This is a genomic window from Streptomyces sp. DH37 (genome assembly GCF_029813835.1).
Taxonomy (GTDB): Bacteria; Actinomycetota; Actinomycetes; order Streptomycetales; family Streptomycetaceae; genus Streptomyces.
Genome location: NZ_JARVKV010000132.1, coordinates 1 through 3293, shown reverse-complemented (window position 1 = coordinate 3293; position 3293 = coordinate 1). Strand labels below are relative to the sequence as shown.

Here is a 3293-nt window from a genome sequence, read left to right as displayed (position 1 = left end):
CCCCGGTCCACCGGAAACCCCGACACCCCATCCCCACCCGAAGCAACCAACCGCCACAGATCCTCCGGCGACTCCACCCCACCGGGAAAACGACACCCCATCCCCACCACCGCAACCCCCTCACCGGCGCGGTGTTCCAGGTCTTCCAGGCGCCGGCGGGTCTGCCGCAGTTCCTTGGTCAGTCGCTTGAGATAGTCGACAAGCTTCGTCTCGTCCGTCATCGACGGCCGTCCTCTCGTGGTGCTGTACGTCCCGGCCGTCAGAGCCGGTTGAGTTCCTCGTCGATGAGGTCGAGGAGTTCGTCCGCCGTGGCCGAGTCGATGTCCTCGCCGGAGGGGTTCTCCCCCCGGGGCGCCGCGTCGGCCTCCTCCAGCTTCGCGAGCAGGGCCCTGAGGCGGGCCGCGGTCTTCTCCCGCACCTCGGGGTCACCACCGGCCGTCGGGATCGAGGCGTCCAGGGCGTCGAGCCGGGCGAAGAGGAGCGCGGTGGAATCCTCGTCGGGCAGCAGGCCGTCGAGTACGTGCGCGGCGAGCGCTTCCGGGGTGGGATGGTCGAAGACCAGGGTCGCGGACAGCCGCAGACCGGTCGCCGTGTTGAGCGCGTTGCGCAGTTCGAAGGCGGTCAGCGAATCGACTCCCAGCTCACCGAAGGTGTGGTCGCTCCGGACGAGCCGGGGGTCGGGGTGACCGAGTACCGCGGCGGTCCGGGCGCGCACCACCTCCAGCACGGCGGCCCGGCGTTCGTCCGCGGGCAGGGCGCCCAGTCGCCGGCGCAGGGCGTCGGCATCCTCCTCGGGCTCCCGCCGGGCGGTGGCGGCAGGCGACGGGGAGGGGACGGCTGTGCGGTGGGACGGGGCGCCGACCAGGTCGGCGAGGACGTCCGGAACCCTGGCCCCCGGCCGGCGCAGCGCGGCGAGGTCCAGCGGCAGGGGCACCAGCACCGGGTCGCCGAGGGCGCGGGCCGCGTCGAGCAGGGCCAGTCCGTGGTCGGCGGTCAGCGGGACGATGCCGGCCCGCGCGAGGCGCCGCAGGCTCGTGTCGTCCAGGTGCCCGCCCATTCCGGCGCCCTGGGGAACCTCGTCCTCCATCCGCCACAGGCCCCAGGCCAGTGACTGGGCTGCCAGACCGCGGGTGCGGCGGTGGCGGGCGAGGGCGTCCAGGAAGACGTTGGCGGCGGCGTAGTTGGCCTGCCCCGGAGTACCGACGGTGCCCGCGGCCGAGGAGAACAACACGAAGTCCGTCACAGGCAGACCCGCGGTCAACTCATGCAGATTCCAGGCACCGTCGACCTTGGGCCGCAACACCCGCTCCAACCGCTCCGAAGAGAGCGAACCGACCACCCCGTCATCCAACACCCCGGCCGTGTGGAACACCGCCGTCAACGGATACTCCCGCGGCAACGACGCCAACAACCCACCCAGCGCACCCCGGTCCGCCACATCACACTCCGCCACCCGCACCCACGCACCGGCCCCCTCCAGCTCCGCCACCAACTCCCCCACACCCGGCGCACCCACACCCCGCCGCCCGACCAGCACCAGACGCCGCACCCCACACCGCACCACCAGATGACGCGCCAACACCCCACCCAACGCACCGGTCCCACCCGTGACCAGAACCGTCCCGGCGTCCAGGGGGCTCCCGGCGGCCGGAAGGGGCCGGTAGGGACCGGCGGTCGCCCGGGTCAGGCGGCGGGTGAGGACCGTTCCGTTCCGCAGGGCGGCCTCCGGGTACCGGGCGGCGGTGGACGGGAGCAGCCGGGCGGAGGCCTCCTCCCCGTCGGTGTCCAGCAGGCCGAAGCGGTCGGGGTTCTCGTTGAGGGCCGTGCGGACCAGGCCCCACAGGGCGGCTCCGGGCAGATCGGTGATCCCGGTGTCCGCACCGGTCGCCACCGCCCCCCGGGTGACCACCACCAGGCGCGCGGAGGCGAACCGGTCGTCGGCGAGCCAGCGCTGCACCCACTCCAGGACCCGGCCCAGCAGGGCACGGGTCCGCCGCGGCACGTCGCCGGTGTCCGGGTCGGTGACGGCCGGGCCGGGATCCGCCAGGACCGGCAGGAGCACCACGTCGGGTACGGCCGTCCCGTCCGCGAGTGCCTCCAGGTCATGGAACACCCGGCATGCCGTGCCGGACGACGCCAGCGCCGACGCCAGCGCGGGCCCGTCCTCACCGAGCACGACCAGGGGCTCCGGCGGTACGCCGGGGGCGGTCGCCCCCGCAGCGGCGCGCGGCGGCGACCAGGTCTCCCGGAGCAGGGCGTCCTGGTCGCCGGCGTCCGGCCGTCCAGTCGGGACGGGCCGCAGCACCAGGGTGTCGACGGACACCACGACATGGCCGGCGGAGTCCGCCGCGGTGATCGAGACGGTGTCCCGTCCCGCCGGGCGCAGCCGGACGCGCAGCTCGTCCGCGCCGGTGGCGGCCAGCCGCACCCCGCTCCAGGCGAAGGGGAGCCGGGGGCCGTCCCCGTCGCCGACCTGCAGGAAGGCGCCGTGGAGGGCCGCGTCCAGCAGGGCGGGATGCGCACCGAAGCGGTGGGCCTCCTCGCGTCCGGGTCCGTCGAGGACGACCTCGGTGAGGACCTCGTCGCCGAGGCGCCAGGCGGCCCGTACGTTGCGGAAGGCCGGTCCGTACTCCAGGCCCGCGTCGGCCAGCGCCTCGTACAGGTGGTCGACCGGTACCGGCTGGGCGCCGTGCGGCGGCCACACCGTCGGCCCGGTCGGCTGCGGGGCGGGGGGCGGAGGGGTGAGCACGCCGGTGGCGTGCAGGGTCCAGGGGGCGTCGGCGGGGGCGTCCTCGGGACGGGAGTGCAGGTGCAGTGCGCGGTGTCCGTCGGTGTCCGGGTCGGCCAGGGACAGGTACAGGCGCACACCGCCCCGGGCGGGCAGCGACAGAGGGGCCCGGAGAACCAGTTCCCCGAGCCGGTCGCAGCCGACCCGCCGTCCCGCGTGGAGGGCGAGCTCCACCAGGGCGGTCCCGGGGACGAGGACCTGGCCGAGCACCGTGTGGTCGGCGAGCCAGGGGTGGGTCCGGCGGGAGAGCCGGGCGGTGAACCCGGTGGCACCGGACTCGGGCCGGGTGAGCACCGCCCCGAGGAGGGGGTGTCCGGCGCTCGTCAGTCCCAGGGAGGCCGCGTCCTCCTCGTGAGTGCTGTCGGGGGCGAGGGTCAGCCAGTAGTGCTGGTTTTGGAAGGGGTAGGTGGGCAGGTCGACGCGGGCCCCTCCCAGCGCCCGCAGGGAAGCCGTCCACTCCGCCACGGGCACCTCACCACGGAACTCCCCACCGGTGCCCTCCCGC

The 3293-nt window shown here is 74.9% G+C and carries 2 protein-coding genes; both read right to left on the bottom strand.

Features of this window, described 5'->3' with window-relative positions:
* The coding region (locus QC029_RS30255; RefSeq protein ID WP_279559045.1) for a polyketide synthase docking domain-containing protein at positions 1-221 on the bottom strand (221 nt) is incomplete at its 3' end.
* Positions 222-259: 38 nt separating this feature from the next.
* On the bottom strand, positions 260-3293 hold a 3034-nt coding region (locus QC029_RS30250; RefSeq protein WP_279559044.1), incomplete at its 5' end, for a type I polyketide synthase.